Source organism: Vibrio sp. CUB2, assembly GCF_001557945.1.
GTDB classification, from domain to species: domain Bacteria; phylum Pseudomonadota; class Gammaproteobacteria; order Enterobacterales; family Vibrionaceae; genus Vibrio; species Vibrio owensii.
Genome location: NZ_LNRB01000010.1, coordinates 233,038 through 257,876 on the forward strand (window position 1 = coordinate 233,038; position 24,839 = coordinate 257,876).

General features: G+C 44.1%; 18 protein-coding genes. 16 read left to right on the forward strand and 2 right to left on the reverse strand.

All coding sequences use genetic code 11. The features are described 5' to 3' along the window. Positions 1-13: 13 nt before the first annotated feature. Both tssM and ATB78_RS17610 read right to left on the reverse strand, forming a co-directional pair. A complete protein-coding gene (tssM, locus tag ATB78_RS17605) occupies positions 14-3,403 on the reverse strand; it encodes a type VI secretion system membrane subunit TssM (RefSeq protein WP_061009535.1) in 3,390 nt (1,129 codons plus the stop codon). A gap of 28 nt (positions 3,404-3,431) precedes the next feature. Then, positions 3,432-4,736 (reverse strand): type VI secretion system ImpA family N-terminal domain-containing protein, encoded by a 1,305-nt coding sequence (locus tag ATB78_RS17610; RefSeq protein WP_061009537.1) that lies wholly within the window; start codon positions 4,734-4,736, stop codon positions 3,432-3,434. A 624-nt stretch (positions 4,737-5,360) separates the two neighbouring features. Here ATB78_RS17610 and ATB78_RS17615 point away from each other — a divergent pair. The 16 genes from ATB78_RS17615 to ATB78_RS17690 all read left to right on the forward strand — a co-directional run bounded on the left by ATB78_RS17615 (position 5,361) and on the right by ATB78_RS17690 (position 24,831). After that, positions 5,361-5,960 (forward strand): outer membrane beta-barrel protein, encoded by a 600-nt coding sequence (locus ATB78_RS17615; RefSeq protein ID WP_061009539.1) that lies wholly within the window; start codon positions 5,361-5,363, stop codon positions 5,958-5,960. Between the two features lie 9 nt (positions 5,961-5,969). Continuing rightward, the gene (locus tag ATB78_RS17620) at positions 5,970-7,502 is read left to right on the forward strand and encodes an FHA domain-containing protein (RefSeq protein WP_061009541.1); all 1,533 of its coding nucleotides are present in this window, start codon (positions 5,970-5,972) and stop codon (positions 7,500-7,502) included. Beyond that, positions 7,495-7,995, forward strand: coding sequence for a type VI secretion system lipoprotein TssJ (gene tssJ / locus ATB78_RS17625; protein WP_020195819.1), 501 nt, complete (start codon positions 7,495-7,497; stop codon positions 7,993-7,995). The genes ATB78_RS17620 and tssJ overlap by 8 nt, the downstream gene beginning before the upstream one ends. An 11-nt stretch (positions 7,996-8,006) precedes the next feature. Continuing rightward, positions 8,007-9,332: a type VI secretion system baseplate subunit TssK gene (tssK, locus tag ATB78_RS17630; protein WP_061009543.1), complete on the forward strand. Its 1,326-nt coding sequence runs from the start codon at positions 8,007-8,009 to the stop codon at positions 9,330-9,332. Next, on the forward strand, positions 9,329-10,120 hold the full coding sequence (gene icmH / locus ATB78_RS17635) for a type IVB secretion system protein IcmH/DotU (RefSeq protein WP_061009544.1): 792 nt from the start codon (positions 9,329-9,331) through the stop codon (positions 10,118-10,120). The genes tssK and icmH overlap by 4 nt, the downstream gene beginning before the upstream one ends. A 149-nt stretch (positions 10,121-10,269) precedes the next feature. Then, positions 10,270-11,793: a PAAR-like domain-containing protein gene (locus tag ATB78_RS17640; RefSeq protein ID WP_081096619.1), complete on the forward strand. Its 1,524-nt coding sequence runs from the start codon at positions 10,270-10,272 to the stop codon at positions 11,791-11,793. Continuing rightward, positions 11,793-12,674: an AHH domain-containing protein gene (locus ATB78_RS17645; RefSeq protein WP_061009546.1), complete on the forward strand. Its 882-nt coding sequence runs from the start codon at positions 11,793-11,795 to the stop codon at positions 12,672-12,674. Before ATB78_RS17640 ends, ATB78_RS17645 begins: the two co-directional genes overlap by 1 nt. Before the next feature lie 4 nt (positions 12,675-12,678). Next, positions 12,679-13,284 (forward strand): DUF1629 domain-containing protein, encoded by a 606-nt coding sequence (locus ATB78_RS17650; protein WP_061009548.1) that lies wholly within the window; start codon positions 12,679-12,681, stop codon positions 13,282-13,284. Positions 13,285-13,286: 2 nt separating this feature from the next. Continuing rightward, positions 13,287-13,778: a hypothetical protein gene (locus ATB78_RS17655; protein WP_053301295.1), complete on the forward strand. Its 492-nt coding sequence runs from the start codon at positions 13,287-13,289 to the stop codon at positions 13,776-13,778. 89 nt (positions 13,779-13,867) lie between these two features. Next, positions 13,868-14,278 carry a hypothetical protein gene (locus ATB78_RS17660; RefSeq protein WP_061009550.1) on the forward strand — a complete coding sequence of 137 codons (411 nt, stop codon included), beginning with the start codon at positions 13,868-13,870 and terminating at the stop codon, positions 14,276-14,278. Between the two features lie 236 nt (positions 14,279-14,514). Beyond that, positions 14,515-16,671, forward strand: a complete 2,157-nt coding sequence (locus ATB78_RS17665; protein ID WP_081096620.1) for a TonB-dependent receptor — start codon at positions 14,515-14,517, stop codon at positions 16,669-16,671. Beyond that, positions 16,665-17,204 carry a YfiR family protein gene (locus tag ATB78_RS17670; RefSeq protein WP_005437953.1) on the forward strand — a complete coding sequence of 180 codons (540 nt, stop codon included), beginning with the start codon at positions 16,665-16,667 and terminating at the stop codon, positions 17,202-17,204. The genes ATB78_RS17665 and ATB78_RS17670 overlap by 7 nt, the downstream gene beginning before the upstream one ends. After that, positions 17,201-19,126: a diguanylate cyclase gene (locus ATB78_RS17675; protein ID WP_061009554.1), complete on the forward strand. Its 1,926-nt coding sequence runs from the start codon at positions 17,201-17,203 to the stop codon at positions 19,124-19,126. Before ATB78_RS17670 ends, ATB78_RS17675 begins: the two co-directional genes overlap by 4 nt. A gap of 303 nt (positions 19,127-19,429) precedes the next feature. Further along, positions 19,430-23,080, forward strand: coding sequence for a transporter substrate-binding domain-containing protein (locus ATB78_RS17680; RefSeq protein ID WP_061009556.1), 3,651 nt, complete (start codon positions 19,430-19,432; stop codon positions 23,078-23,080). Continuing rightward, entirely contained in the window at positions 23,073-24,242 is a 1,170-nt protein-coding gene (locus tag ATB78_RS17685; protein WP_061009558.1) for an EAL domain-containing response regulator, read from the forward strand. The genes ATB78_RS17680 and ATB78_RS17685 overlap by 8 nt, the downstream gene beginning before the upstream one ends. Continuing rightward, complete coding sequence (locus tag ATB78_RS17690) at positions 24,232-24,831, forward strand: response regulator transcription factor (RefSeq protein ID WP_061009560.1); 600 nt, start codon at positions 24,232-24,234, stop codon at positions 24,829-24,831. Before ATB78_RS17685 ends, ATB78_RS17690 begins: the two co-directional genes overlap by 11 nt. Positions 24,832-24,839: the final 8 nt, after the last annotated feature.

Genomic DNA, 24,839 nt, shown 5'->3' on the forward strand with positions numbered 1-24,839 from the left:
TTTTATATAGTTATTAAATCGACTCTGGGAGTGTAAAGTTATACAGCTCGGCTAGAGTGAATGGGTTTTTCTGTGTCAAAGGAGTGATACGAAGGCTCAAGTCCCTCCCAGACACTTTTATGTCACTGACGAAGCTACCGTTATGAGTGTTTGTCAGGGTTGAATCACCTAGCAATCTGTATATCGCCCACTGACCACTCTTATTAAGAACGTGCTGCTTGCCCTCGTCTGTCACATCTTGGATCGTGATACTAATGTTGAAGTCACCGTTCTGCGGCGGCCACTCCATCTCACGAATTCGGCTCGGACCGTGATAGTAGTTGATATCAGTGTCTGAAATTTTCAGACTGGCTCTGATAGCACTGGAATCAAGGTCTAATACTTTCGCACTGAACGGGATGTAAACTCGGTTTGTGCTCTTATTGATCAACGTATCGCGGATAACGTTGTAATTGCGCAATTGCACCAATAGGGCAGGTGAAAGTGGCATTGTTTCGCCATCCACCTGTTTTGGTGTCCACAAGTTTGTATCGTAGAACGGTGCGAAGTTCTTCTGAATAAACGTGTCTAATAAACCACCTGATGCAAACAACAATTCGAAGTCTTCAATCGAGATTTCTTCTGTCGCGTTTAAATCAAATGGGTATTTACCAAGTCCTAGCTCTTTAAACTTGGTGTAAATCTCGCTGTACCATTGGGTTTGAATGCCTTTTGCTGATTCTGCAATCATCACTGACCAGCTTTGCTGAACCACATCAAGCAACCAGCTGCGTACCGGCTCTGGTGACTTTTGAGCAATCTGCTTAAGTTTGATAAGCGGATCCGCTTCTGTGCTGTTCATACGGTGTTGAGCAGCGGCCAACGCAGCCATTTGTGGGTCAGGCGCATCAGCGATGTCTTTCATGTAAGTACGAACACGGCTCAAGGCTGTAATGGTCTCATCCCATGGAGTAGGGGAGTTTGGCGTTTCACTGACTTGAAGTTGGTTCAACAAGTGGAAAGCTTGCTCAACACGCTTCATCAGTAGGTAATCTGGCTGTACGGCTTCTTCTACTGCTTCTGATGCCGAGTCTGCCGCTTCCGCGAGTTTCGGGTTCACTTTAGCGATTAACGCGTTCTTCTCGCCAACAGGAGAGAACTGAGTGTTCGCGTAAACTTGCTTCAGCACGGTCGTCATTGGCGAAGATGGACCTGAAATAAGGTCGATAGCGTTCGTCAGGTCACCCACATTGCTGTAGTTCTGAACTTTTAACTCACTCAGTGCGTTGCGCCAGTAGTTGATGTAGTCGTCGGTGTACTTCTTACGAACCTGAGTCTTAAACGCATCCTGCTCTTGCTTGGTTGGAATCACGTGGTTTGATAAACCTAAAACCCAGTTATCGCTGATCACTTGTTGTGACATCAAATCAACACGAGGGCGATAGAAGGTACTAAAACCTGTTGAGGTGTAAACCTTATCGATCACAAGTCGATTGTCGTCTAGCGGTTCGTTAAACACGTTGTTGAACTCAAAACCAACGGCACGTTGAAGATCGAGCGTGCCAAGGTCAATGGCATCCGCCTGGTTCAAAATGCCTGCGTAGACTAGATCTACATTGGAGTTAGCCAGTAATGAGCGACGAGTCGCGCGCACAATGTCCATGTTGATATCAACCGGTGCAAATTGAGTGCGGAAGTAGGCATCTAAGTAACGCATTGCTTGGTTAACAACATCTGGCTTGTCGCTCAAATCGTTGAGTGTTTGCAGTGTTTGGCGACGTAAGAACTGAATGTCACGTTTTGATGGGTCATTCAGCATCAAGTAGCCTTTAAGTAATGGCAACGTCGCAGCAATATCATGTTGATTGTGAGTTAACTCGAGACGGTAACCTCTTTCTACAACGGGCATGAGCTGTTGTGCGACTTCTTTAAGTAGAGCTTCGTAAGCCAATCTTGTGCTTTGGTCTAGGCGACTGATGTTCAGCGGCAAGACTTCTTCGTCTAGGGCGCGAGAGCCTTCTAGCCATGCGCTGTATGATGGCTGAATTGCGCGTGTTGCGTTAACCAATAACTGGTTAAAGCTTGCTTCTTGCTCTACCTGACCTTTGTCATCAATGCCAAGCAATTGATTGATCACACGTAGGTTACTGTCTAGTGTTGTAACAAAGAAATAGGTACCGCCAGCCAACAAGATCACGGACGCCAACATAGCCAAATGGCTTTGACGTTGGATCAAACGCAGGTACGTTTTGTTCTCACCGGCAAAATCGCTCTCTGGCAAAATCTGAGAATCAATCAGGAAACGAGAGAAGTAGGGCGTTTCTGTCAGTTGTGTATGCTCTGACGCAATGATCGGCAAATTAAAGTAATTGCTGCAGCTTTTTGCTAACAGGTTGTACTTACGACCACCTTGTAAGCTAGAGCAGAAGAAAATCTCTCGGATATCAAGAGAATAAACGCCGCTGTTCGCGTCACAAAGGCGTTCAAGTACATAACTGATTTCCGCTTGGCAAAGTTCAAATTGCTTAGGAAACGCAAGGATTGCTTGTTTCTCGTCGATATCGGTTGAGTTTGCTGATGCGTCTAAAGCGTTGCTTTCAAGTACTTTGACTAGATTGCGGTAACCATCGCGGTAATACTCTGTGATGACACCTTTCGCTTCTTTCAAAGGGATAGACAAGAACTCTACACGCGTTTTAAGCGAGCTAAAATGCACGTATTCCTTAAAGCCATCCAACTTGTCGAGTTTCGACATCATCAGGTAAACAGGCAATGCTGAAGAAGTTTTTTCACTGATGGAGCTCAAACGCTGCAATAAGGCAGTGATGGTGTAATCTTTTTGCTCTGGTTCAGAAACAATCATGAACTCAAAGTCGGTAAAGAACAGGCAACCTGAAAATGGCTTTCTCGGACGGTGACGAATCACTTCATCGACAAAGGTATTCCACAGTGACGCATCGCTGCTTGAAACCTCTTGGAACACGAGACGCTGATCTGGTTTGACGTAAACCGCGCTGTCAGATTCATACCATTCAAAGAAATCGTTTTTTGCAGTGCGAGAACGATCCATTGGTTTAATTGCGCTTGAATTAAACAAGAATTGACGTCGCCCAGACGCTTTATTACCAATCATAAGATAGATTGGCTTCTTGCCTGAATTAGACAGAAGAGGGCGAATCACCATCGAAAGGGCTTCTTCTTCTGTTTCTAGACGCTGAGCTTTTGAGTTGTTCTTTTTCTTAAGCCATAGTGAAAACTGGAATATAAGATAAAAGGTAGCAATGACTCCGAGACCAACCCATAGATAAAGCTTATCTGCATCTTCGAGTAAGAATAAATATACTGCTGCAAATATCGCGGCTAAAACCAGAGCCACTATGGTAGAAACCACGATCGGGTTTCTCAGTATTTTTTGTTTGAACATAAGCCTATAACTTCTTTTACTTGTATTGTTATTTATTGTCGTTTGACGCAGTTTTTAGCTGATTAATTTTATATAGGTAGGTGTTCAGTAAAAGGAGGGAGCGCTCAATTTCCTTTTGCTGCGTGTTCTTTTCTGCGTAGTCAATTCGACCTAGAAGTGGAAATAGCGAATTACTGTATTCATACGCTTTCTTCGAGTCTTTATCTGAATTCTGTTTAGCGACATTGGCAAATACTGTCCTAGCATAGGCAAACCGTTTGTATATGACATCGAATTCATTTTCGAAACGAGAACGTTGGTCTAAAAAATTCTCTCGAAGTTGCTGAGCAGATGACGAGTCTGGGTAGATTTCTGTCAACTCATAAGTCAATTCATCAATGGTATTTACTTTACTTACCTTCACTGGATCGAGTGTCCAATCGGTCATCAATGTATCAAGGCGTTCTACAGTCGCTGAACGTAAAGCAAGTCGGTGATCTTTGTTTTCAACGCTAAACGAGCCGACGATATCAGTCAGTTCTGTCAGTGAAGCGTGTTCGATATCATCTTTCAGTGTTTCGTATTGATGCTGCTTGTAAATAAAATGAGAAGCCAATGCAGCTGTTAACAAACCAACCACAGAGAAGAGTACCCATCGGCTCGATTTCTGTGACTCGGGTTGTGGCGTTGCTGGTGGTTGTTTGGCGTCAACTTTCGGTGGAGGGGCGATTTCAACTTTAATCCCTGTTGATGGCGCTTGCACTTCCGGTTTTGGTTGCTTCGTCTCTAACGCCATGACTTCTTTGGCTTTTGCTTCCTTAATCTCTTCAATCCACTGATTCAAGATACGACGGATACGACCAAAAGATGGAGCTTTAATGCCGTAGTGAAGGCGCAACTCTTCCTCGATGCGTAAGCACAGTTGATGTGCTGCTTCGATAAGAGGAAGCTCCTCTGGTAATGCACGTTGCTTTTTAATCCGTTTCTCAGTGTACTCAACCATCCATTCGATAGCGCTGATACGGGCATTAGCTTTTGCATGCTCTGGGTAAGCGGTGTACCAGTACACGACACATAAATCGAGCAACGAGTTCAAACCTTCAACTAGGCCTTTTAAACCGTCATTATAGGTTGCTGCAACCGTAAAATAGCAGCTGCAACGAAAGTCTTTGCCTTGAGTGCTTAGAATCTTTTTCGACAGCGTTTGCACTGTCTTCCAAGAAACTCTGCCTGTTACCTTGTTAAGGTTATTTATTTGACGTTTGATTTCGTCAAAATCATCTAAGCCATTAGGATTTAAGCCGCTTGGATTACTTTCGTCGATCGGCCTTCTAGTGAAGTCGCTGAAAAACATATTTTCCAATTCCAACTGATTATAAAAATTTAGCGACTCACAGGAAAATGACAAATGTGGTGCTATGATATATTTTTGGAGGGATTTTATAGTTAAAAGAAAGAATTTGAATAATAAATAATAGTTAAATACGTATAATTTAACTATGTGTGATCTTCGTTCACGTTTTTTGTTGAAAATGCTGATTGTTAACGCATTAACAACAGTGATGTGTGTCGCATTAAAAGTCTTTAATTGGTTAATAAATGCGCTTTCTGTTATTTCTCAAATTTATGGAAAGGTAAGATTAACGGGAGCAATCTTACATTATCTAAATTAAATCATTCTTGATTAGTCTTTACTATTATACGCCCAATTTATCTTATTCGACCTCAACTTTGCAACATTACACATGGTTGTAATTTCTGTTCAGCCTTAAACCTTCACCAAAATCATGACAAATTCGCTCTGATTTTCATCAATATAATCATCCTGCTTTCTGCAATTATTTTTAGTTATTCTGCCTTAATTTGTAGTTTATTTGCCTTATTTAATGGCGCTATTTTTTACCATATTGAAAAAGCAAAGAGACTTGATATCTTTCGCCCCTGAATATTATTACAAAGGTTTTCCAAGAGGGACGAAATGCTAAAACCAAGTCAAGTTGGGCTAATCACGGCCATGTGTCTGTGTTCTACTTTTGCAGCTGCGAAAGGGGAACGATATGGCGGTTCAGTCAGCATGCTGACAATCGAAAGTATTGACTATGATGAAGGTTCTAGCGGTGATGTAGACACGTTGCGATACGGTCTAGTTCATACACGTCCTATCGATGAAAACAACAATCGTTGGCGTTGGTGGTTGGGTCTTAATTACCTTGCCGAAGATGTCGACGCACCTTCAAATGGTGTTTATCAAGAAGTCACAAACTACGAGCTTCGCGTTGTTCCACAATACGCCCTGAGCTCTTGGAGCATTTTCACGCCCTACGTCGGTGCTGGACTTTCGTTCGGCTATTCACAGTATTCAAACCGTTGGAAAGTAGACCAAGACGGTTACCGTTACGAAAGCATTGAAGACATTGACCAGTTTGAACTTGGTGCGGTTGTCACTCTTGGTACCGCAATTAAACTTGGTAGCAACCCAGATGCCCATATCCAGATCATTCCTCAAGCTTCCTACATTCTTCCAGTAGTCAATGATGGAATTGGTGGAGTAGAGCTGTCCGTTTCCCTACTATTTTAAGGTTTAGCAATGCAAACACATCAGCTAGTCCTATTCATTTCAAAGTGCCCGGAGGAATACACGGGCGCTAAGCATATTGAAATGCCCGAAGGTGGTGGCTCAGTAGGGCGTGCGCCAAGTTGTACACTGCCTTTAACTGACCATAATCGTTTTATCTCTGGGACCCACTGCCTTATTAGTGTTTACGGTGACACATATTACATCAGTGATGTGTCAACCAATGGCACTATGGTAAACGGCAATAAGATCCTTAAAAACCAACCAGTTTCGATTGTCGACGGTGACGTAGTGTCCCTTGGCCAGTACGAAATTGGTGTTTCTTTAGAGCATGTTTCTGCGGCTCAAGATATTGCTGCCGATATTGCTCCAGAACGTGTCTCAAATGATCCGCTAGTTAATTTGGGTGAGGCTGTCGTTGAGGAAGACGAAAAAGTCGGTGCGTTAGAAGATCTTTTCATGGAAACGAAACAGGACGATGTAGACAGCGATGACCCTATTGCACATCTTAAGTTTTCGATGCAGCGTGAAGATGACCATCTTATCCGTGATGTCGAAAAGCCTGAGGCCGCACAAACTAAGCCAATTGAAAACACAAGACAAGTTGTGGATGATAGCTTCAGTATCCACTCTGAATTCGATATTCCGAACCTAATTCCAGAAGATTGGTTGGCTGGAACCGCCACGAGTAATGCATCTGTTGAACCAGAAACACAGCCTCGTCGAGATAACAGTTTTATCCCTGAAGATTTTGTGAATTCAGAGAGATCAGATAACTCAGAAGCGTTGGTGTCTCAACCTGAGAAAGTACAACCTGAAGTAAACCAATCTCGCCCACAACAATTTGAACAACCGACTCCACCACCAGTCCAACAATCGGCGCAAAGAACAGAACCAGTTGGTCAGAAATGGGAGGAGGTAACACAAGCCTTCATTCCTTCGACGCAATCTGCTCAGCAAGAATCAAAAGTTACGGAAACCAAAGTGGGTTTCGTCAGCAATGAATCTATCGCTACTGAGGAAGGCACACTTTCTTCCGACATTAGCAAAGCTTTCTATGAAGGTTTGGGGATCAGTAATCCAGAATTGATCAGCAATGAAGCACTCCTGTTTAAACAAATGGGAACCTGTCTTCGTTTGTGTATCGACAACTTGCAAAAAGACCTTCATGAAGTGGAGTCACTTAAAGGTGAGCAGGGCTTAAGCGAAGCGGATTCTAATCTGGCGGAACTGATGCTGACTCTAAACAGCCAGAATCTACTGTCTCCTAATGAGTTGGTTGAGCAGATGTTAGATGAGATCAACGACCACCAAATTATTTTTAATAAAGCACTCAATGAGTTGCTGATCGAGCAATCTGAAACGAATGACCCTGTCACGTTTGCAAACGACGTCGCAAGTAAATCTATGTTCACTACCAAATCAAAACTGTGGGGTGAATATCTGGAGTTCTATGCTAATAACCGTCGCCAAATGAATGAGACATCGTTGAAAGGTTTGATCAAGAAAAACTACACCAAAGCGATTAAGGGAAGCCATGCGTAGTATTGCGATGTTGCTCGGATGTGCTTTGCTATCCGGCTGTTCCATGTGGGACCAATTTAAAGAATCAACCGGTATTACACCTGAAACGTCCTCGATCGAGTTGGTGATTGAGGCTTCTTCGGTTCTTAACGTTCGTGAAGGCGGGCAATCCTCTCCGGTGATTTTGCGCGTGCATGAACTGACATCACCAGTATTGTTTCGAAGCTTAGATTTCTTTGCCTTGTTTGAGAATGATAAAGCGTCACTGGGTGATGAATACATCAAACGTTACGAATACCAAATGCAACCGGGTGAAAAAATCCATGAGTTCTTGGAGCTTGACCCTGCTACTCGTGCCGTCGGGTTCTCGGTAGCGTTTCGCGATATTGACGGCTCTTCTTGGCGTAAAGTCGAAGTGATTGAAGAGAAGAGTGAGTACTACATCAAACTCAAGTTAGAAGGCAGTGAGTTAATTTCTGACAACACTCGCGGCATTGAACAAGTTTACTTTTAAGGAATAAAAGCATGTCTTTATACAATCCAGTTGTTTGGCAAGATGGAATGTTCATGAAGCCGCAGCACTTTCAGCAACTCGATCGTTCACAAAGTAAACTGTCGAGCATGTTGAGCGCCAATGCATCGCCTGTACATTGGGGAATTAAGCGTTTAGAGATCAACTCGCAACTGCTGGCGTTGGGTAAAATTGGTATTACTCGCGCTGAAGGCATTCTTCAAGACCGAACCCCTTTTGATCTTCCACTGCTCGCTGAACTGCCAGAAGTGAAAGACGTTGATCCTTCAATTGCTGACAAGGTGGTTTACCTTTGTTGTCCGTTACCTTCCGAACGTTCAGAGCTATTCGGCACCAAGAAAGACGGCGCACGTTACACGATGGAATCGCAAGAAGCGGTCGACGCTTGCTATGATTCGGAAGACATGGCAAACATCGTAGTCGGTAAGCTTAACTTTTGTTTGATGTACGACCACGAAGACAAGAGTGCGTACACATCGATTCCAATTCTAAAGATCTCTGAAGTGAAGCCAGACGGCAGTGTCATCCTAGATGAGAGCTTTATTCCGACTTGTATTGATATCCATGCTTCAACCGTACTGAACAAGTTTGCAACCGAATTTGCTTCTATGCTGAAACACCGCGCAGAGTCTATCGTTCAGCGCTTAGGTGTCGTTGACCAACAAGGTGTATCTTCAGTTTCTGATTTCATGCTGCTCCAAGCTCTAAACCGATACGAGCCATTATTCTGGCACTTTGCAAGCGCTGAAGGGGTTCATCCTGAATCGTTTTACCGCATTCTTCTTCAAGCAGAGGGAGAGCTTTCAACTTTGTGTTCGGCATCTCGTCGACCAGTTGAGTTTACCAAATACAATCACGGCGATTTGACCAGCTGTCTATCGCGAACACTTGATAGTGCGAAGATGACATTAAGTGTGATGTCTGAGCAGCGTGCAATGCCACTCACGTTGAGAGACCAAAACTACGGCATTAGAACGGCAGCGATTCCAGACAGCAAGATCATTGACACCACGACGTTTATCCTCGCAGTTAAAGCCGATGTTACTTTGGATGTTCTTCACACCCAGTTTGTTAGCCAAACGAAGATCGGTTCTATCGATAACATTCGTGACTTGATTAACCTTCAACTGCCGGGTATCGAGATCAAACCAATGCCAGTTGTACCTCGTGCATTGCCTTACCACGCTGGTTACACCTATTTCGAACTGGATAAGACCGGTGAAGAGTGGGCGGCACTGAAAAACACTGCTGCGATAGCGGTTCACGTAGCTGGCGACTTTGCTAACTTGTCGTTGCAACTATGGGCTGTTCGTCTATGAGTTATGCAGAAACCGACGTCACCGTAGTCTTATTCCAACCAGAGCCTGGCAAACCGATGGAGGTGATGCCAGCGCCTGACTTATCTCGTAACATCGCGGTACAAGACTTAAACATTGAAAACATGGGCATCAACCCTTTGGTCGATCAGTTCTCTTGGTTGATCGCCAGTTTGTCTTGTATGTCCTCAATTCCTTGGCTCGATGACCCAATGCCGTTTCGTGAACAAGTGGCTCGCGAGATAAGAAAAGGTGAACGTAAGCTCAATGAAATGGAATTGGATCGCGCATCCATCTTGGTCATCCGATACTGTTTGTGCGCTGCGATTGATGAATCGGTTTGCCGACAGGAGTGGGGGGCTAACAGCCATTGGAGCCAGAACAGTTTGTTGTCAGAGTTCCACAACGAAACATCTGGCGGTGATAAGTTCTTCGTTATTCTCGAACGCTTAAAAGCAGACCCACGCAAGTATCGTCACGTTATCGAGTTTCTGTATTTACTACTTCAACTTGGCTTTCAGGGCAAATACGGCCGTGAAGAACGCGGAAACGAAAAGCTCGCAGAAATCGGCAATACCATTTATCGCTTAGTGCGTGATGAACGTTTGGCAGAACAAGAGAAAGTCTCTCTCGTTAACCTTAAGGCCAAATACCTCAAGAAACCGTTAAAAAGGGTGATTTCACCCAAACTGATTTTAGGCATCAGTGCGATAGCCTTCGCGATCATGTATGCCGCGACCTACATCGTTATAGATTTAAAGTTCCAGCAATTGCTTGAAGTGTATCGATAAACAGAAGATCTCGAAATGAGATCTTCTTCCAGTTTTTAGCTTTATCGTGGATGTCACTGGCGATTTAGTGAAATTCACTAGTCATTTAGAGAGATTGCAATATGCGATCTCTTTTATTATTCAATCAACAAAATTCAAATGGATTGGTTATGGGCGTAACAGTTGGTGCAAATGGACTTTCGATAGTTCATAAAGGCTCAGGTGGTGAAGCGAATGCAACGCTCCCAGATGTTTGTTTAACGAAGGTCGGCAAGCCGATCGTTCCTATCCCTTATGGCAACAATGCTAAATCAGCAGACCTTGCTGGTGGCACTACGACTATCTCTATGGATGGCGGCAACAGTGTCGCAATCAAAGGCAGTACATTTTCAAAAAGTACCGGTGACGCGGGCGGCGATAAAAAAGGCGTTGCATCCGGCACGATAGAAGCCGAAGCAAAATTCATTTCAGCCTCACCAACGGTTAAGTTTGAAGGTAAGGGCGTATGTCGCCTGTCTGATCAAATGACTATGAACAAAGCCAACACTATGTGTTTGGGCGGCGCACAAAACCCATCGGTTTCTGTTACGGAAGATCAGGAAGGGACGTATACGGTTGACTTGTACCTCTCTTACTCAGACGGTGAACCCGTTCAAGGCGCAACTTACACTCTAACCGATCAATCTGGCGCCATATTTGAAGGAACATTAGACAACAACGGTAAGGCTTCGGTCGGTGGCGTTGCTCCGGGTGAGTTTGCCATAGAGTACGGTGAGGACAGTCGCGACTTTATGCCGAATGTTCCAACTAAGACCAATCCGAACTTTAATCCTAGTGCTAACGCTCAACTGATCATTGAAGAAACAAAGAAAGGCGAAGTTGGTTTCTGGGAAAATGCTTGGACGCGAATGTCTGGTGCCGCCAGTTGGATTTGGGGTGTGATTCTTGGTGATTTCAACGATGATGCTTCTGTAGAGCAGATCATCGCCAATACAGCGCTGACGATGATTCCTGTCGTAGACCAAGCCGCTGACGTGCGCGATTTATCTGCAAACATTATGACTTTGTTGAGTGAAGAAGAACGTGATAAGCCCGAAAACTGGTTAGCACTTTCACTTACCCTTGTCGGCTGCGTTCCTACATTTGGTAGTGCGGTCAAAGGCACATGTAAAGTAGCACTAAAAGGCGGTAAAGGAACATCAAAAGATACTTTGCTAGCCGTTTTAAGAGGCATGGGGAAAGGCGATCCAGAAAAATTCTTGCGTACATTAGATTGGGTGGATTACGCGAAACAAACCAGCCAGATTGTTAGCGATGTTCTAAAACCGTGTATTGAAGTGGCAACTGAGCTGGCTTCATACGCAAACAGAATGGGCGCAGATGAGCTCGGCGCGTATTTCTTGAAGCTAGCGGATGAAGTGAAAATCATCGATAAGATGGTGCCGGACAAACTAAAAGAAGCGATGGGCGAGTTTGATGATCTTTTTGCTCGCATCTTAGGTAAGGGCGAGAAAACGTACCCAGCAAAAGTAAAACACAATACAGGTGAGTCTGCTCAGTCAGGAAAGAACTCTGCAAAGGCGAATGAAGAAAAAGATAAAAAGCCTGTTAGGTGTAAGATTTGTAAAAGAGTTGCTGGCAAAAAAGAGGGAGAGTGCGCCGATGCTCTAAGAACAAAAGGGAAGAACAAATAGTGAAAAGACAAGAAGCGAACCCTAGCAATACGGTGAAAGAGTTTGAAGGTGATGTATTTCGCCAAACTGACTCTTATAAGTTAGCGAGTGCCGATATTAGAATGTCCCACCCTCTGAACCTTAAGTCAGGCGCTCTCGATGCACACCATATAATAAGTGATATGGTTGTTAATAGTCTAGCAACCTTTAGAACATTACAAATGCAACGAAAAGGTTGGTCGATGAATCATGGAACCAATCTAGTTTTACTATCATCGGATGAAGAAATTTGTTGTTATTACGAGACTCCTCAACATTCTTCTGGCCATACTGATTCAAGCATTTCGAACTCTTTTTATGGCACTAAAGCGAGGATGCTTAAAGAGTCATCAAAGATAAAAGACAAAGGGCTTAAAAAGTCTATCGATTCGACAATTGGTTACCATAAAGTAGTTGCGATAAAGTTAGCACTGACATTGAACAAATTGAATTGTGACACTGATTACTTAATCTATGTCGATGAGATTGATGACGTATCTAAAAAAATACTGGGTTATATTTCGAACTTTAAACTGCTGCTAAAAGGTGATGGCGTTAGGTTCAAGGAAGGAAACATAGGATGTGGTGTATGTAGTAGTAGGGACGCTCACTTTACGCCCGGAGGCTTCAAGTTTTTTAATAAACGACGAGATACAGCAGAAAAGGATGAGCATACAAGAGAAAGCGAAGGATTGGTTAAGTCCAACATCACGTATCAAAAAAATAATAAAGAGTACAGTACTTCAGTTAAAAACAATATGGTGTACGAAAATATTTATAAAAAAATTGAGCCGAAGGATGTCGTGAAGGATATGATCTTCGACAGTAGTGAGCGTAGGTTAAAGAACATCAAGGAGTTGTGAGCAAATGAGCACTGAACAACTAACAACATTTAGCGAAAACTTATTAGGTAGTGATATTATTGCCAAACCAGCTGATGGCAGAGAATTTTTATATTCTACAGATATATTCGTTCCAGTTTCAACATCTGCTCCTATAGTTTGGACTGCTGGTGAACACCCACTCGAAGACGTTCCCGATATAATCGATAAAGGTGATCGGCTAGTTTCTAGACTGATAATGGAAGCTATTATGGCGTGGGATCCATATGGTGTGATATTCCTGCCTGCCGAGCTACATTCCACTTGCAGGCAACTAACGGGCTTTTACATCATGTCGGTTAATAATACCATTGACGTTATTAATGATGAGGAAAGTTTTGTGTTTACTAGGGATAAGTCTCATCTAGGCTTACCTCCAAAGGTAGTAGTCTCTGAGCTATACATATCTGAGTCGAAGTACAACGCTATTGAACCACATAAGAAGCATATATTCAGAGTGCAAGGCTCAGATGACACGATTTTCTTTTCTACTGAGTTGGTTGATAATGTTTGGGATATCGCAGAGAAAAATGGCGCAGTAGGTCTCGTGCAAGAGCCATTTGATTTTGATGAAGAGGCACCTGTATTTTAATTATGAAAGAACAATATCATTTACTAACTAAACAAGACTTAGGTAACTTCCCATTCCAACAAAGCCCTAAGCCAATAGTGCCAGTTGAGCCTGATTTACTGCTTGAAATGACCTTTTCTCCAAAGCTATTTATCATCAGTGATATTGCATCAGAAGTAGAGAAACTGGTCGTACACGGAGTAGAGTGGTTAGACGCTCGCGTGGATTGTTCTCCAAGCCAACCAACAGATGATCAAATTAAAGTTTACGAAGATTATCGAATGCCTTATATCCATCAAACTTATAAATTGACGGACAAAGAAAAACAATACGGCAAGTTGAACTGGTTAGACATCGAGTCGACAGAGTTTGACTTTTCTAAATTAGAAAATATTCCCTTAGAAGAACGATTGATATTTAAACTAGAAGAAGATTTTGGCTTAGTTTTCATTCACCAAAGTGTGATTGACCTTCTTAAAAAAGACGTCGAGGACGTTTGGGTAAGGGATGTATAATGATAAGCGCTGAAAGGCGCTTTTCTTTTCTTGAAGGTCATGTACACGCATGACAAAAATAATAACTAACACTACAGTGGTTAGGAATAATGAATAAAACAATTAAATTAACTTTGCTGTTGGTGGCGGCAACATCGGTCGTCGGCTGTCAAACAATGCCGAATCAAACACCGACTTCTACGGCAACTCAAGAAACTATTGAATATGCGAAAGCCGAACTTGATGGACAGCGTTTCTACAAACTTAATGAATATGACCAAGCGATTGAGGTTTCGGATGACGGGGTCATTGTATTCAAGTCTTACTTACCTCGTAGCGGCGGTTACGAATGGGTACCTATAGTCATTCAGGACAGCAGTTTTTATGTGTCATGCGACTATTTCCGAGAGTTTGTGGATGCAGGAATGGTAGTGCAGGCGCAGTTTGTCGGTAAAGGTGGGCGTATTGAATACTATGATAAAAAACGCTGTGAAGAATACGGCGAGCCCGTTTGGAATTAAAACGTTTCTATTTAAGCGCCATTCGGCGCTTTTTCACTCTCTGCACCCAACACCCACTATCTGGCATATCAATTAATCGTCTCGACAAAAATAACTCAGCGTAATTGGCGTTGGTTTAAAATGAACCACACTAGGTCAAATGGTACACTGTACTCATATAGATACACTGTAATTTAACGTTTGAACCTCTTCCCCCAAATATTATTTTTTGCGTTCAAACGTTGAGAAATACCCCTATGCGTTTGTCGTTAAACCTCGTGATTGCATCCACGTTCGGAGCTGTTGCTCCTGCCTCTGCTAACTATGATCTAGATTCTTTACTCGAAATGCCATTGTGCTCCTTGGCTGAAACCAAGGTTGTTTCGGCCACTCGAACCTCGCAATCCCTTGCAGATACGCCCGCGTCTGTATATGTCATTACCGCAAAAGAGATTAAACGCTCTGGTGCGCGCTCTGTAGCTGATGCGTTATCTTTGGCACCTGGACTGCATGTCGCGAAATACTCCAATTACGATTGGGGTGTGACCGTGCGTGGCAATAATGAAACCTTGAACAATAAAATGCTGGTCATGGTTGATGGTCGTAGTGTGTTTAACCCGATGTCTTCTGGTGTGGATTGGGATTTAATCCCCGTCAGCATGGACAACATTGCTCAGATCGAAATCGTACTCGGTCCAGTTGGCACAGTATGGGGCGGCAATGCCGTAACTGGTGTTATCAACGTCATCACAAAAGAAGCAGACGGTGCGGCAAAAGGGAAGGTGTCAACCAGTTTCGGAAACTACGACTACAGTGAATATCAGCTCCATCATGCGGGCTCTGCTGGAGAATACGCAAACTACAGTCTTTACGGAGAGTTCGTTGAGCACATGCCATGGACCAGCGATGAAGCGCGTGTACAGCCGTTTCAGCATTTCAATGTGTATACCGAGCGCTTTGGTGGTCGTTTGGATTATCAGAAGCATGAACATACATTGAGTGTTCAGGCTGGTGGCATTCGTTCCCGTGAAGATTACAACTGGGGTAACTTCCAACCGCATTTCATCATGCCTGGTGCAGAGTCTATGCGTTCTTTTGAAACCGAAATGACGATGCAAGAGTACTTCGTTGGTGGCCATCATATTTTTGACCGCGCCAATGGCGACAGTTGGGAAAACGAAGTTTGGTTTACCTACAGCTCTAACGACAGTACTCATGCTAATGCAAAGTTCTTTAGAACCGATCTTGATTCACATTACACTTTCTCTGATTTATGGGGTACCGAGTTAACCCTTGGCGGTAACGCTCGCCTGATTGATGAGCAATTTGGCACCTTTTCAAAGCGTGATGAGGTGACAATGCCTTATTTACGTGTAGCGGAAGACCCTGATTTTCTGAACCAGTCTTATGGCGTGTACATGAACTGGAATATTCCCGTAATGGATAAGACCAAGTTAACGCTGGGCAACCGTTGGCAATACAATAACCTGACTCATGATATCGATCCGCAACCGCAAGTTCGCTTGAGTTATGAGCTTGCAAGCAACCAAAGAATTTGGGCAGGTTGGGGGAAAGCGATAGTGACGCCGTCACGCCTTGAGTTGAGTACTTACCTGCGTGAAAACCAATACATGCAGAACGTAATGTTCAGCGATAACAACTATTACGATTACTACTACAGTACGTTGCTTAAAGGCAATGAAGATCTGGATGTCGAGTCTGTCTCTACGTATGAACTTGGTTATCGTTTTTGGGATGAACATCGTTTGCAATTCAGCATCGGTGGCTTTTACACCCGACACGAAAACATTCGCGTTTATAAAACTGAATCTGCGACTCAAAACATTATCGCAGAGGGCTCATCTCCGGGGACTATTGGCACTGTGGTGGAACAATATACGTCTAAGCTGATTGATCCGATATGGAGCGAAAGTTTTGGTGGTGAAATCGCTGTGAAATGGCAACCCCGCGATGATCTTCAAATCAACGCAAACTACAGCTATAAGCGAATTGTTGGTCATTGTGAAGGAGCCATCTGCTCAAACAATGATGCTGTGAAACGAATGATTGAAAATGAGCCAAACCACTTTGTGAATGCGCAAGTAATGTGGGACATCACACCGCAATGGTGGGTAAGTGTCAGTGGTCAATATGTTTCTGAATCGGAACTGCATGAAGATTACGAGTCCGCATTGAATCCAGTGTCTGTTGCCAATAAAGACTACAACTGGCCTGAAGTCGTTTCCTTTGATGCATCTCTAAGCTGGCAGTACAACGATTGTATGCCAGAGATTATCGCGTCGGTCGAGAACTTAGGGGCTGACCAAAGCAAAGAGTTTCCTAACAATTACAACTCTTTTGCTAATGGCACACAGTATTGGTTGACGCTAGATTGGGATTACGCCAGATGGTGAGACGATTCGAGAAGAGTTCTGCCTTTAAATGGGGCATAACCTTATGGGCATTGCTAAGTGCAACGTTCGCGTTCGGTCAATATGACGATGCCGATTTGAAAGCGGTCTACTTGTACCGATTTGCTTTACTCGCCGATTGGGGGGCAACAGGCAAGTCTATTGCGCCTGTAGAATATTGTGTGTCTGAGGGTGACTCCGTCGCTGAGCATTTAAAACGCATTGTTGCTCGCAAGCCTCAGCTCTCTCGTTACTATGACCTGTCGAGCGATGTAAAGCCGAGTACTTGCCATATTCTTTATATTCCACAAGCGAAGCCTTCCCAGATTGAAACGCTGAGAGAAACTTATCCTCATTCGTTGTTAATCAGCAATGGTGAACAGTTTGTTTTGATGGGAGGAATGGTAGCATTTGTGAAAGTGAATAACCGTATCCGCCCTATGGTATCGCGCGGTCATGTGGCGCCCACTCAAGTACAACTTCGGGCTCAGTTGCTCAGTATTTCGATTCTAGTCGAAGATGAGGTGGTGCCATGATTCGCTCCCGTCTCGCTCGATTACCACTGCGTCACAAAATGATGCTTCCAACTTGGCTTATGATTACTCTCATAGTTATAGGTCTTGGCACGCTTGCCATTCAATACTTAGTCCTAGCCCAAGAAAGCGCGTTAGAGCGTCGTACCAATATTCTTGGTCAGGGAGTTGCGAATACACTTCAAGCGGCATTGATGTTTGACGATTCATACACCGCGAAAGAGCAACTGATTAACCTGAGTTTTGATCCCGATGTGATTTCAGCGCTGGTGGTGAATCAACATGATAAAACCATCGCATCTATTGAAGATCTACCAAAAGGCTGCGAATGGCAAAGCCGTACCTTGAAGTGCTCGCATCTTAACGTTGTGATGCGTCATTATGATGTGGTCTTAGGTGATGAAAAGCTTGGCGCGTTAGAGATCTGGGTATCGTTAGAAAACTTACTCATCAATGAGCGCAAGATGTGGTTATCGCTTGGCGTTATTGTGCTGCTGCTGTCTATGTGTGCATGGGCTTTGGCGAAGCTGCTGCATTCACTTATTTCGTTGCCGCTTTTGTCTCTGCATCGCTCAATAGAGCATATGAGTAAAGTCGGGGTGATTCGTAAAGCTCTGCCTGTTTACCACCAGGATGAAGTAGGGAAGCTGACAGAGTGCTTTAATGAAATGACCATGAGCTTGGCAGAGCGTGAGTCTCAGGTCGCGCAGGTTCTAAAACGTGTTGAGGACAAAAACCGTTATATACACAGTGCGCTCGATGCAATGCAACGTTGCGTTCTGGTAGTTTCTTCAAGTCATAGGGTAACGTACTTTAACCCGATCGCGTCTAAAGAATTACGAGGCATGGAGGTAAACTCTGAAATCAGACGTTTGCTCGTAAGCCGCTTTGAGCCCCTGTCAAAAATTGAGCGGGTGATGTTTGCGATCGACACTCACACGACGGTAAAAGGTGTTGAAGTCCGAAGTTTGGATAAGACCAAACGTTATCTCATCTCTTGTAATCCAATGGACACGGAAAAGAGCAGTCTGATTCAGTTGCAAGACATCACGGAGCAAACGCTTTCCGAGCAACGCCGTAAATTACTGGATCTGATGTTCGATCAAAACCAAGACGCAATCTTAGTGCTTAATCGAGCATTGGGCATTCAAACTCAAAACCACGCCGCGACACAATGGTTTGGTGAAGTAGATGCATTAAAAACGTTAGAGCTTTTATCGCCTTTTGAAGTCACAAAGGCCGTCAAACTGCGATTACTCAAAACTGGGCACTACAAGACGCATGTAGAGCTCAAAAACCAACAAGGGCGCGTGATGCCTTGTGAGTTGAAAGTACGTGTATTGAAGAGCGAAACGGGTCGAGCAGAAGCCTTTGTTGTTTCCTTTACCGATCTAACCATTGATATTGAATTGAAGCGTTTGAACTACCAAGCGAATCATGACCCGCTCACTGGGCTTGCGAACCGCTCCAAAGCAATGCGCCGTCTACAAGAAAAGCACGATGTCGGTGCTTCTCAGCATATCTTGTTTGTCGACTTGGATGGATTTAAAGCCGTCAATGACAAATACGGTCACGCGATAGGCGACCAATTGCTCAAAGTCGTTGCTCAACGCTTGATGAACTGCGTCGCTCGCAGAGATTTAGTTTCGCGTTTGGCTGGTGACGAGTTTTTGATTGCTGTAAGGGATGCGACAAGTTGTGAGCCTATTGCACAACGCATCATAGAAAGTTTATCCAAGCCATTTCAGTTTGGTGACGTAACGTGTGACATCTCTGCCAGCATCGGTGTGAGTTATTGGTCGAGAGAAGACGGTTCGACGTTGGACGAGAAAATCAATGAAGCCGATATGGCGATGTATCTAGCCAAGAATAACGGGAAGAATCAGTTTCATTGTCTTAATGAAATAACATGTATGGTTGATTAATCATCAAGGCCACACTTAGCCAGTGTGGTCTTTTTTTCATCACAAGCGGGTGTCTAATTATACTCTTTTGTTTATTGTGACGCACGTTATGCTGTTTATTTGTTGTGCAAACAGTTTCGTGTTGATGATGAGATGGTCTACGCAAATGTGTTGTAGTCCAAGGTGGATAATTTTGTAAGAATGTCCTGACGAAATCGAATAAAGTCTTTTAATAACAGTGATATAAAAACATTTCTCAAACTGTCGAAGTTTGACATTTAAGCTGTGCAAATTAGTCTGACCTCCCAAGTCGTGGAAGTCGTTATGTTCAGCATTCTAAGAAAAACCGTTGTATTTTTTGCCGCATTCATCGGAATTGCGTCTTCAAACTATTCTCTCGCTGCGGAAGAACCAACTGATGCCGTTGTGGTTGGCGTGATCGCACAAATGTCCGATGACCCTAATGCCGGCATTAAGGTGAACGCCTTCTATGGTATTAACCTAGAGTACCTCACGAACATTGCGAAGGTTCTCAATCTCAAGCTTGTTCTGCGCTCTTATGACAACATTCCCGATATCCTCAATGATATTGAAAGTGGCAAGATTGACGGGGCCGTTGGTTTTAGTAAAACCCCTGAGCGTGAAGCCCGATTCATTTTCTCTGAACCTTTCTTCTCTAGCACCGTCGCTGTTTGGTATCGCGAAAACAGTTACTACAAACGCGACCCTCGAGAACTGCAATGGGTATGCGTGGTAGGAACCGTATATTGCGAGTTCCTGAAAGACATGGGTGCAACCAAAGTTCGCGAAGTTCAAACACGTGCTAAAGCATTTGAAGAGGTGAGAACTGGCCGTGCGAATGCGCTGATCTCAACCTATGTCGCGATCAACCAATATCTAGATCAGAACGACATTGTGAATGGCTCGGTTGATATCCCAAGTTGGTTAAACGAGGAGGACGTGAGCTTTATTACTTCTAAGGAAAACCAAGCGCTTGTCGATAGAATTGATCGCATTTTAAGTTGGGAGCGCAATGGTAAAAACATTCGCTCTGTTGCATCGAAAAATCCTTATCACGTCAACGACAAATTGCTGGTGGAATACCGCCGTGATCTCAAGAACAAAGAGACCATCACTTACAGCAGTAGCGAAGAGGCGTTCCCGTTTCTGTTCAGAAACTCGCACACTGGTCGTTTAGATGGCTTCCTACCGGATTTTATTGACCTCATCCAATCTCGGACTGGACTTAAGTTTGAATACTTAAAACCTAGCAGCAGCTTAAACAGTGGTTTGACCGCATTTAGCGCCGACATTGTTCCTGTCGCCTACGTAGATCATGCGCGTTCTTCAGATTGGCTCATCACCAAACCTTTTATGCACAACAACTTTGTCGCGATTGAAGCGCTCGATGTAGACAGTCATCCGCCTCACGATGCGAAATCGGGCATATTAATGAGCCTAAAGAAGCAGGGGTTGGTGAATCTAGATTCATGGAAAGAAGAGCGTTTCACTCGTTACGACGATTTAAAGCAGTTGCTGAGCGATTTGAAATCAGGGGAGATCGATGTCGCCTATGTCCCGGACGACATCGTTCACAGCATGATTGCGCAAGATAATATCGATGGGCTGCTTATCAGTGAAAAAGACGTCCTTACGCTTTCTATTGCTTTTGCTGTAGCAAACCACAACACCAAATTAAAGAAGATCCTCGACAGCATCATCGACACGATCGATGCCAAAGAGATAGACAAACTCAACCGTACATACCGTAACTTCAACTTGGTCTATGGATACGACGAAGAGCATATCTTTACCATCGTGCTGTTTGTCGCGGTGGTGTTCGTCATCTTGCTTGCCATTGTTTACTTCGTTCTGGCTCATCTTAAGTTAAAAGTGAATTTGGCGGAGCTCAACGCGACCAACGAAGAAAAAGAAAAACAGTGGCTGATGGAGATAATCCAAGAGATCAACAGCATTGTCTTTATCCACGGTGAAGATAATCAGATCCAGATGAGCAACTGTTCTTTGTACCGCAATAATCGCTGCAAAGGCTGTACGATTCAAAGCCGAAAGGGGGCGAAACCGCTGGTGGATAACGTACGCGAACTGCGCCAAGTGATTGCAGGAAAGCGTATATCGGATACGACGGCATCTAATGCTTGTAAGCTCGGTATTCAGCATGTTTATCGAGAGCGTAAATCCATTCTTTCACCAAGCAGCAAGAAGAAGTTCGTTCTAACCGTTTTACAAGATATCACCGAGCAGAAAGAGCGAGAGTTTGCACTCATTGATGCGCAAGAGAAGGCACAAACTGCGGTTCGTGCGCGAGAAAACTTTTTGGCGACAATGAGCCACGAACTCAGAACTCCGTTATCTGCGGCACACGGCTTATTGGACTTGTTGACCCGTCAGACTAATCGTGAATCTAGTAAAGAACTCATAACCCAAGCGATGCGTTCTCTTAATCACTTGAACCTACTGGTGGATGAGGTTCTTGATTACTCCAAGCTTGAAGCGGGTCAATTAAAAGTCACGCCGACCAAAACCAATGTGGTGACCACACTCAGTGATGTTGTGCGTAGCTTCGAGCCAAAGGCCGTAAGTAAAGGTTTGGATTACCGTGTGACTTTCAAACCGTTTGTGAATCCTTGGTTGAAAGTTGATGCGGTGCGTTTGGTTCAGATCACCACAAACTTACTGTCTAACGCGGTGAAATTTACCACCGATGGTGAGATCAGCGTTAGCGTAGCAATGAATGAAGGGCAGTTGATCCTGAAGATTGCAGACACAGGTATCGGCATGACGGAGACACAGCTTGATGGCATTCTTCAACCGTTCGTGCAAGCCGATGACACGATCACACGTAAGTACGGTGGCACAGGGCTCGGCTTGAGCATTGTTGACCGTCTTGTGGAATGCATGGGCGGGGATCTCTGCATCGATTCCCAATTCGGCCTAGGCACGACAATGGTGGTGAAGCTACCAGTGATTTTCTGCGAAGCTGAACCGCAAGCGGCCATTCGTTATACTTTCTCACCAACCTTACCTTCGAATGTTCGTGATTGGTGTCTAGTTTGGGGAATGGAGTCTACGGATGTAGCGCCATGCTTGGCGGGTAAGTTTTCATCTCAAGGCAAATTCCAAGGTCTCAATTTGGTGTGTGGGGAGAACCGCGAATGTGAGCTTTCTCCTTCAGACGCTAAGTACCCCGACACACTTTTGGCGCTGTTAACACAAGATTGTTCATTGAAGCCAAAGCAAACTAAAAAACTCAGTGACGTGTATTGGAAGCACGGTTCGGTTTTGGTTGCAGAAGATAACCCGATTAACCAAAGCGTAATTACGATGCAGCTGCGAGAACTTGGCATCGAGCCTGTGATCGTCAGTAACGGATTAGAAGCTTGGCAATATGTAAACCGAGACGATCAAGTGATCTTAGTGCTGACCGATTTCCATATGCCAGAGATGGATGGCTTTGAGCTAGTGAAGAAGCTTAAAGCAACACCTGAGCACGCTTCGATCCCTGTAATTGGCGTGACAGCAGAGGATTCTCGCTTAGCCAATGAACGAGCCAAAAACATCGGGATTGATGACATCTTATACAAGCCTTATGACTTAGAAAAACTCAAGTCGAAGCTGCTGCCTTACCTTGGTCAGGAAAAAGAGGCGAAGTGGCCTGAGTGGATTGAGAAGTTCAGAAAGCAAGATGCGCATGAGATTGCGAATGTGTTTAAGAGTTCGATGACACAAGACGTTTCCAACTTAAAACAAGCAGAAAGCAAGTTAGAGAAAAAACGCATTATCCACGGAATTAAAGGAGCGCTCGGTGCCATTGGTGTCAGCATTTTGGCCGAACTGTGCGTTGAAGCAGAGCAGGCGAGCGACGCCGACTTTGAATCACATGTCACTGGCCTTATTGACCGAATCGAACAAGAAATCAACCTCGCAGAACATTGGATAAAAGCTCATGAATAAACCACTAAACGCGATGGTGATTGATGACCATCCACTGCAAATTACGCTGTTAAAGCAAATGTTGCTGCGTCACAACGTAGACGTTGCGTCATTCGATGACGTCGATAAAGCCATTGCCCACGCAAAATCGGCGAATATCGACATTATCTTCTGTGATCTGCAAATGCCAAACAAAGATGGCATCGACATGATGGAAATGCTTAACCAGATTGGTTATCGCGGCAAAGTCGTGCTGGTCAGTGCGATGGAGCTGACAATCGTTACAGCTGTGCGCGCTATGTGCGAGACGTTCAGTTTTGAAGTTCTGGGTAAGTTACTTAAACCCTACGATGAAAGCCAAGTAGTCGAAATGCTGAGAAGAGCAGGGCTTGAACCGGTTAAAAATACACATTTCCAACAAGATATCTGCGTTCAAGACCAAGAGTTCTTGTTCGCATTGGCTGAAGGTAAAGTCAAAAACTATTACCAGCCTTTAGCAGATGCCAACTCTGGCGAGATTATCGGTTATGAGGCGCTTGCTCGTTGGTTTCATCCGATTTACGGCGTGCTTGCTCCGCATAATTTCCTTTCGATTGTTGAACGTTGTCACTTGTCAGCAGAGTTATTTGATGCAGTGTTTAGCAACGCGTTATACGACATGAAAAATCGCGGACTCAAGCAACATGTCTCCCTCAATGTCGATCATGACAACCTAGAAGACGCGGAATTTGCGAACCAATTTATCTTCCGTTGTCAGGAGCATGGCATCAGTCCGGACCGATTTACGATAGAGATAACAGAGCGAGACACATTTCAAACCAGTCCAGCGCTCTACAAGAACCTACTTAAATTTCGAATGAATGGGGTAACGATCAGTATTGATGATTTCGGTACCGGCTCATCCTCGTTAGAAAAGCTTGCTCAACTGCCTTTCAACGAGCTGAAAATCGACCGTTCATTCGTTCAAGGGTTAGTTCATGACCCGAAAAAGAAAAACATAGTGTTAGCGATATGCGCGCTAGCAAAAAGCTTAAACATTAGCGTCGTCGCAGAGGGGGTGGAAGACGAGGTAACGCTAGAGGCCATGCGCCAATACACCGTTGATGTGTGCCAAGGCTATTACATCGATAAACCTATGCCATTAGAAGCAATAACGATATTGAACGAAAAGAATGATGAATAAAATGAACTGCTTGATCTTTGATGATCACCCACTGGTTTGCATTGCTATTAAATCCTTGGTCGAAAGCCTAGGCATTGCAAATGAAGTTATGACGGCAACAAGCTCAAAAGACGCACTAAAAACACTGAAAGAATCGGATATCGGTCTGCTCATTTTGGATGTGAATCTCGCGGACTGTGATGGGTACGATTTTTATAAGCGTATTAAATCTCATGGTTTCAGTGGCAAGGTCATCTTCTTCTCTGCTGAGACCAGCCACATGTATAGTCAAATGGCGTTTCGCTCGGGCGCTGATGGTTATGTGTGTAAGTCCGAAAACCATGAAATTTTGAAAGATGCGATAGAAGCCGTAGCGAAAGGGTACTCGTTCTTCAAATTCAAACAAACGGTAGAAGAACATCGAAATGTACCGACGTTATCCAGCCGTGAAAGCGCCGTCATGAAGTTACTACTGCAAGGGAAGAGTAACCGAGATATCGCAGATGTCCTGTCTATCAGTGACAAGACTGTTAGCACCTACAAGCGACGCGTTCTGGATAAGTTCAATGTAAAAAACATCGTTGAACTGACGAAAGTTGCCGATACATAACGCACGAA